Source organism: Frankia sp. AgKG'84/4, from assembly GCF_023242965.2.
Classification (GTDB): domain Bacteria; phylum Actinomycetota; class Actinomycetes; order Frankiales; family Frankiaceae; genus Frankia.
In genome coordinates this window covers 1-7,721 of sequence record NZ_JALKFU020000238.1, presented here as the reverse complement: position 1 = coordinate 7,721, position 7,721 = coordinate 1, and the positions used below count along the sequence as shown (strand labels likewise).

Genomic DNA, 7,721 nt, shown 5'->3' with positions numbered 1-7,721 from the left:
ACCGTACGCAGGGCCGCCGCCGGCCTCGGTGCCGTCGTCCTGCTCAAGGGCGCCCGCACCCTGGTCGTCGAACCAGCCGGCGCCGCCTGGGTGAACACCACCGGCTCGGCGTGGCTCGGTAGCGCCGGCACCGGCGACGTGCTGACCGGTCTCGTCGGCTCGCTGCTCGCCGCCGGCCTGCCCGCTGCGCTGGCCGGCGCCGTCCGACGGCGGCATGCCCGGCGCCATGCCATCGGGGGATGCCCGGTGAGCTCCGAGGTCCCGGCTCGGGTGGCCGTGGACCGCCGCCCACTCTCGGTGGCGATCATCGATGATCATCCGGTCGCGACGGAGTCGCTGGCCGGACGGTTCGCCGGCGCCGGGTTCTCGGTGCTGGCGCCCGCGCCGAGTCTGGCGGCCCTCGACCCGGCGGCCACGCCCGACGTGGTCGTCTGTGACCTGCACCTGCCCGGGCTGTCCGGCGCCGCCGCCGTGGCCGAGCTGCGCGGCCGGGGCCTGCCGGTGCTCGCGACGTCCGGGGTGGCGACGCCGGACGAGGTCCTCGACGCGATCGCCGCGGGGGCCGCCGGTTTCGTCGACAAGACCGCGCTCGCGCACCAGTTCGTCGCCGCGGCCTCCGCCGTCGCCACCGGCGGCCACCACGTCTCCGCCCGGCTGGCCGGATTCCTGCTCGAGGACGCGTTCCGGCGGCCGCTGACCCGCGACGAGGTCGACGACGGCGAGCGGAACCTGCTGCGCGGCCTCGCCCAGGGCGACACCCTCGACGAGCTGTGCGCCGAGTGGTCCCTCCCGCCCCCGGCAGCGCACCGCCACCTCGTGCGGGTCTTCGACGCCGCCCGCCGTCGGCGGCGCCTGCACCGGCCCTCGCCGCGCGAGGCCGAGGTGATGGTGCTCGTCGGCTGCCGCGGGCTGTCCCACAAGGAGGCTGCCCGGGCGATGAACGTCAAGGTCAGTGTGGTCGCCGACTATCTGCGCGCGGCGCGGGTCAAATATCTCGCCAGCCATCCCGACGCCGCGGCGACGATCCCGCCGAGTACCGCTGCCGCTCTCTGGGCCCGGGAGCTCGGCTTCGGCTGAGCGCCGCACGAACACCCCCCGCATTTCGTGGGATTGCCGGCGTGGGCCCGCCGCCGGGACGCTCGTCACAATGACCACCGACGAGGGGGAGGAGGGCCGGTCCCGGTCCGGCCGGTTGCAGGCGGCCTTCGATGCCTCCTTCCTCACCGCGGCGGTGCTACCAGCCGGCCTCACCCTGATCAGGGCCCCGGCCAGCCCCCGTTTCGCAGCGGGCGAGGACGTGGGCGCGGACGCGGGCGCGGTGTGTCACGGCCAGGCGATCTGGCTGGGGCAGCCGGATGCCCCGCTGTACCGGCTCGACGACGAGCGCTGGCTGCTGGCCGGCGCCCGCCGGGCCGACGCCCTGGTCCGCGGCCTGCTCGAGCCGGCGTCGGCGTCCAACTCCGCACCGGGGGCGGTGGCGTCCGTCGTGCGGGACGACCTGCGTGCGGGCGTCCTGCGGATCACCTGGCTGGGACCGGTCGTGGCCCGGCTGCGCCTCACCCCTGGTGAGGACGCGACGCTACCCGACGATCTTCCCGCCGAGCTCGGGCGGCTGGCCGGCGCCGCGGTCACGCGGCTCGCTGAGACGGCCGCCGAGCTGCGGCGTCCCTGGTGGCGACCCGTGCGGTGGCGTCACGGCCGCCGCCGCACGGCCCGGACGGGCCATCCGGGCCCGTGACCACGCGCGGAAATTCGGCCGGGCTCGGGAATCCGGCCGCCCACCGCCGCCGAAGCCGTCCGACAACGGCTTCCGCCCGGCGTTTTCCCCCGAAGATTGGGGGATGGTGCGGGCCACGGTGATCCCACAGGATGACCGTGGGAATCACGCCGTGCGATGGCGCGGGCGGGCTGACCTCGGGGGAACAGCCCATCCGCGTCGTGCGGGGGCGTACCGGTGTGGTTCCTGGGCCGCCGGCATTCGGGGGAGGCCGGCGGCCCACCCACCTCCAGCTCTGACCCACCACGAGGGGCGACGGGATATGGACGATCCGTCCCGTTGTTCGCTGGTTTGGCGAGGGTGCCGACGTTGCCCCGACTGACGCCGCTACGATCTGCCCACCGGAAACGTGGACAGGGGGTGCTGTGGGGGAGCCGATCCTCGCGATCGACTACGGCACCTGCAGTGCCAGGGCAGCCCTCGCGGTCGATGGCCGCATCGAGCTGGTCCGGGAGCCGGCGAGCGGCTCCGCGAGCTGGCCTGCCTCGGTGTTCGCCGACGGCGACAACCTGATCGTCGGCACCCTCGCCGAACGGCGCAAGCGGATCTGGCCCGCCGCCTACCGCGGCGAGATCAAGCGCGACCTCGCCCGTGACTACGTCGTCCCCCTCGACGGCCGTGGTTACCCGGCCCGTCAGCTGGTCACCGCCGTGCTCGCCGCGCTGAAGGCGGAGGCCCAGGAGCAGGCCGGCGGCCAGGCCCTGACCCGCGCGGTGGTCACCGTCCCGGCCAGCTACGACCCGGCGGGCCCGCTGCGCCGCATGATGATCGCCGCCGCGGAGGCCGCCGGCTTCGTCGACGTCGACCTGCTCGCCGAGCCGGTCGCCGCCGCCTGGTCGCCGCTGGACGGCGCCGAGCCGGAGCCCGGCTCCCTGCTGCTCGTGTACGACCTCGGCGGCGGAACGTTCGAGGGCGCGCTCGTCGCCGTCGGCGCCGACGGGCGGCACGAGATGCTCTCCCACGCGGCGCTGCACGACTGCGGCGGCCGCGATCTCGACCAGATCCTGTTCGACGAGATCCTCGGCCTCTACGGCCCCGGGCTCGAACCGCTGCTCAACCCGCCGGGCATCGGCGAGCTGCACCAGACGACGGCGAGCCGCACCCGCCACGAGCTGCTCGACTTCGCCCGCGCGGTCAAGCACCAGCTCAGCGACATCGCCTCGGTGGAGGACGTGTTCAGCCCCGCGGGTCTGCTCGTGGCCATGCGCCGCGAACGGTTCACCCAGCTCGCCTCCCCCACCCTGGCCCGCACCATGGCGTGCTGCCAGCACCTGCTGGAGGCCGCCGGGTACAGCCCCGACAAGCTCAGCGGCGTGCTGTCCGTCGGTGGCTGCGCGCACATCCCGGTGGTCACCGACATCCTCACCGGCCGCCTCGGCGTCGGCACCGACTGGCCGGCGCAGCAGATCTACACCGCCGTCGACCCGGAGCTCGCCGTCGTGCTCGGCGCCGCCGCCTGGGCCTCGTCGGTGGCGACGCGGCGCACCACCGCGGCCCGTCCGAACCCGGTGCTGCAGCCGGCCCGCTGGGACATCCCCGGCGGGCGGGCGACGATGGTCCGCTGGCTCGTCGAGCCCGGCGAACGCTTCGACGCCGGCGCGGTGCTCGCCCGCGTCCGGCTCACCGACGGCTCACTGTTCGACCTGGCCATGGACGTGCCCGGCAGCCTCATCCACACCCACGCCGACCCCGGCACCCCGGTGCGCGACGCCGACTGGCTCGCGACGACCCTGCCCTCCGGTCCCGCGCCGCTGGTCGGCGGCTCCTCCGTGGGCGGCGCGGACCTGCGCGGCTTCGACCGCAGCACCCGCCCGTCCCACCACGTCGAGGCCACCGCCCGCGCCACCCTGACCGGTCACGAGCGCGACGTCACCTCCGCCGCCTTCTCCCCCGACGGGACGCTGCTCGCCACCACCAGCAAGGACGGCACCCGCCTGTGGGACGTCGCCACCGGGCGCACGTCGCTGACACTCTCCGGCCGCAAGAGCCTGGTCGTCCACGGCTGCGCGTTCTCCCCCGACGGCAAGCTCCTCGTCACCACCGGCAGTGACAAGACCGCCAGGATCTGGGATGTCGCCGCCGGCCGGCAGACCCTCACCCTCACCGGGCACCGCGGCCCCGTCTACGGCTGCGCGTTCTCCCCCGACGGCAGCCTCGTCGCGACCACCGGAACCGACCGCACCGTGCGCCTGTGGGGCGCTCAGACCGGGAAGAACATCGCCACCCTTGCGGGTCACCGCGGCACCGTCTACGGCTGCGCCTTCTCCCCCGACGGCCGGCTGCTGGTCACCGCCGGCGCCGAGTCCACCCTGTTGTGGGACGTCTCGGTCGGCGAGATCATCATGAGCCTGCCCGGCCACACGAACTTCACCGGCGGCTGCGCCTTCTCCCCCGACGGCGCCGTGCTCGCCACCGCCGGCAACGAGGGCACCCGGCTGACCGACACGGCCAGCGGCACCACCGTCGCCACCCTGCCCGGCTCCGCGCAGAGCTGCGCCTTCTCCCCCGACGGCCAGCTCCTCGCGACCGCGAGCACCGACGACACCGCCCTGCTGTGGGACGTCGCCACCGGCACCGCGATCGCCACCCTCACCGGTCACGAAAGCACCGTGATGAGCTGCGCCTTCGCCCCCTTCGGCCTGCTGCTCGCCACCACCAGCACCGACATGACCGCCCGCCTCTGGGACATCACCTACACGCCCTGACGGACACCCGCAGCGCAGTCACAGGGATCGCGCGAGGTGGCAACCGGACCACGCCCGTCCGACACGCCGCCACCTCCGTTTCGCACATATGTGCGGCTCACTATGAAAAGATCCACTCCGGAGGAGGTGTTCCATGGCGGACCGTAGCGCGATCGAGTGGACACAGGCCACGTGGAATCCAACTACCGGATGCGACAAGGTATCCACAGGTTGCGACAATTGCTATGCGCTGAACCTGGCTGGTCGACTGAAGACGATGGGGAGCCCGAAGTACCAGCGAGACGGCGATCCCCGGACGTCCGGGCCCGGTTTCGGCGTCACGATGCACCCCGATGCCCTGGCCATCCCGCTTCGCTGGAAAGCGCCCCGCCAGATTTTCGTCAACTCCATGAGCGACCTTTTTCACGCCCAGGTCTCCGCGACGTTCGTTCGGGAGGTCTTCGACACCATCGCCGCCGCCCCCCAACACACCTTCCAGGTCCTTACGAAGCGCTCCCTGCGCCTCGCCCGCCTCGCGGACACGCTGTCGTGGCCAGACAATCTCTGGATGGGTGTCTCGGTGGAGAACGCCGCAGCGTTGTCGCGGATCGACGACCTCCGTCACGTCCCCGCCGCTGTGAAATTCCTGTCCTGCGAGCCGCTCCTGGGCCCGCTGACCGGCATCGATGTAGATGGCATCGACTGGGTCATCGCAGGCGGGGAGTCGGGTCCGCACCACCGTCCCATCGAGACAAGCTGGGTCGCTGAACTCCGCGACGTGTGCAACCACGCGGACGTTCCCTTTTTCTTCAAGCAGTGGGGCGGGCGAACTCCCAAGGCGAAGGGTCGCCTCCTCGATGGACGAGTCTGGGACGAGATGCCGCTGGCCAGCCCCGCGGCCTGACGACCGGTCAATAGGTATCCGCGCCCGCTGCTGGACCCCTGTCAAAGTTTGGGAATCTCCAGAACCTCGTCACCTCATGACGGATCATGGCTGTGGGATCCAAGGGGGTGGGGGCGACGGTCGCCAACGACGAGTTCTTCCAGCGGCGCCAGGCAGCCGCCGTCCTCAAGCATGGTGTTGTCCAGCGATACAGCACCGTGTTCACAACGATGACCAGTACCGACAGCTCAGGCCGACGTGTTGTCTACCTCGACGGATACGCAGGCCGCGGCGGGTATGAGGACGGCACGCCTGGCTCCCCGTTACTTGCTCTGGAGACCGCCCGGGCCGTCGCCGGCTGGGATCGGCATGTCGAGAGTGTCTTTGTCGAGGCTGACCGCGCAAGCTACCTGGAGCTCACGAAACGTCTACAGGAGGCAGCGACGGACGGCACCCCGTGGAGGGTGCGCCACGGCGATGTCGTTGAGCATCTTGACGAGACCCTAGAGCTGGCCCGCGGCCTTCCCCTGCTGGCGTTTCTCGATCCGTTCGGCACGGCCCTGCCTTTCGACGCGCTCGTAGAGCGCATACTCAACCGTCACGAGACCGCACCGACCGAGGTGCTGCTCAACCTCAATATCGATCTAGTGCGGCGATGGGGCGGACTCCTCGACCTCGAAACCCGCAACATCGGCCAAGAAACCATCCTCGCCCGCCTCGACCGCTTCTTCGGAGACAGCTGGTGGCGAGACGTCTATCTTGACACCCGCGGCGGAGACTCCGCGCTGGCGGCCAGCCAGGCCGCCCTCGCCGTCGTCGACACATTCCACGAAAGGATCCGCGCCCGGACAGGGCATGGGGCCGTTGGTCAATCGCATTTCAGAGATATACGGGCGAACCCTGGGTCAGGCGCGAGACAAACACATACGCAGAGCATGGGACGCCCTTGCGAAGGACGGCATTGTGCGCCCCCGCGCCAGTGGCGTGCGCGTCTACCAGGACACTCTCGTTCCGCATCAATCCCGATGATCTCAAGTCAGTGCCTGAATTCAGAACCATCTCAGCGGAGTTCGCGGGCGAACAGCTCGGTGAGCTTCTCCCAGTGCCGGGCGGCGGCGGCCTCGTCGTAGGCGCCGACGTGGTCGGGGACGGCGAAGCCGTGTGGGGCGTCGTAGTGCTCCAGTTCGTAGCGGACGCCGGCCGCGTCGAGGGCGGCGATCAGCAGTTTCTGCTGCTCCGGGGTGCAGGTGCGGTCGTCGGCGGCGATGCCGAAGTAGAGCGCGGCCTGGATGTCGCCGGCGCGGTGGTGCGGGCTGGTCGGCTCCTCGGTGGCGATGCCGCCGCCGTGGAAGGAGGCGGCGGCAGCGACACGCTCCGGCAGCGCCCCCGCCAGGGTGAACGCCATGAGGCCACCCCGGCAGTAGCCGTACGCGCCGACCTTGTCGGTGCGCAGGTCGTCGCGGGTGGCGAGAAGGTCGAGCAGCGCCGCGGTGTCCTGGACCACCAGCCGCGGGTCGGCCTGCGCCATCCTGGCCATGACCTGGGCACGCTCGTCCGGGTCGACGAAGGCCGTGGTGATGTCGAAGGTGAACGGGCCGTAGCGGTAGTAGTAGTTCGTGAGCGCCACCGCGTAGCCTTCGGCGGCGAGGCGCTCGGCCATCTCGTGGGCGGCCGGGCGAACGCCGGCGGCGTCCGGGTAGAGGATCGCCACGGGCAGCGGCGCGCCGCCGTCCGCGCGGCCGGCCGGCGGGGTGTGGAGGTGGACATCCATCACGCCGTCGGAGGTGTGGACGTCGAGTTCGGTGACTGGCATGCGCTACGCCTCCCGCTCGCTGCTCCCGGGTCCTCGCCCTCGTCCTCGCCCGAGGAGAACCGCTGACGGAACAAGCATCCTCCGGCGGGCACCCGGATGAGCGCGGCGGGGGCCGCAAACGGGCAACGCCCCCGATCGACGGGGGCGTTGAAGGTGCTGAGGCTCGCGGAGTGCCCGCCCTGCGTCAGACCGGCTGTGCGTCGTCCGCGGCAGGAGCGGTGCTCGCCCCGTCCGGCGGCGGGCACTGCAGGCCGAAGTCGTCGAGCACCGCGCTGGGGGCGACGCCGCAACCGACCTCGTAGGTGCCGACCTGGACGAGTTCCCAGCCGGCGGGGGTGCGGTGCACCAGGCCTTCGGCCCGGTCGAGGTCCTCGACCGTCGGTTCCAGTTCGGTGAGCGCCCAGCTCGGGTCGCTGGCCGCCAACACAGTGCCGGTGACCTGGTAGTTCGTCGCAGGGACAGCGGCGGTGTACTGGCTCCCCCGGACCGATAATGCCCCGTGGAGTGGTGTAGATCGGTTCGCGTTCCGCTCTGCGTCTTTCGCTATTATGCGGCCTGAATATC

7 protein-coding genes are annotated in these 7,721 nt (G+C 71.7%); 5 read left to right on the top strand and 2 right to left on the bottom strand.

Features of this window, described 5'->3' with window-relative positions:
- The 5 genes from MXD58_RS15455 to tcmP all read left to right on the top strand — a co-directional run.
- On the top strand, positions 1-1,077 hold a 1,077-nt coding region (locus MXD58_RS15455; RefSeq protein WP_250609442.1), incomplete at its 5' end, for a response regulator.
- Positions 1,078-1,147: 70 nt separating this feature from the next.
- Positions 1,148-1,738, top strand: coding sequence for a hypothetical protein (locus MXD58_RS15450; RefSeq protein WP_248841085.1), 591 nt, complete (start codon positions 1,148-1,150; stop codon positions 1,736-1,738).
- 404 nt (positions 1,739-2,142) lie between these two features.
- Positions 2,143-4,482 carry an Hsp70 family protein gene (locus tag MXD58_RS15445; RefSeq protein WP_248841086.1) on the top strand — a complete coding sequence of 780 codons (2,340 nt, stop codon included), beginning with the start codon at positions 2,143-2,145 and terminating at the stop codon, positions 4,480-4,482.
- A 133-nt stretch (positions 4,483-4,615) separates the two neighbouring features.
- Positions 4,616-5,365: a DUF5131 family protein gene (locus MXD58_RS15440; RefSeq protein WP_248841088.1), complete on the top strand. Its 750-nt coding sequence runs from the start codon at positions 4,616-4,618 to the stop codon at positions 5,363-5,365.
- An 86-nt stretch (positions 5,366-5,451) separates the two neighbouring features.
- Positions 5,452-6,474: a three-Cys-motif partner protein TcmP gene (gene tcmP, locus MXD58_RS15435; RefSeq protein ID WP_248841091.1), complete on the top strand. Its 1,023-nt coding sequence runs from the start codon at positions 5,452-5,454 to the stop codon at positions 6,472-6,474.
- Here tcmP and MXD58_RS15430 read toward each other — a convergent pair.
- Positions 6,405-7,157, bottom strand: coding sequence for a dienelactone hydrolase family protein (locus MXD58_RS15430; RefSeq protein ID WP_248841093.1), 753 nt, complete (start codon positions 7,155-7,157; stop codon positions 6,405-6,407). The two genes, tcmP and MXD58_RS15430, sit on opposite strands and share 70 nt — an antisense overlap.
- A 184-nt stretch (positions 7,158-7,341) precedes the next feature.
- A complete protein-coding gene (locus MXD58_RS15425; protein WP_248841094.1) occupies positions 7,342-7,584 on the bottom strand; it encodes a hypothetical protein in 243 nt (80 codons plus the stop codon).
- Positions 7,585-7,721 lie beyond the last annotated feature (137 nt).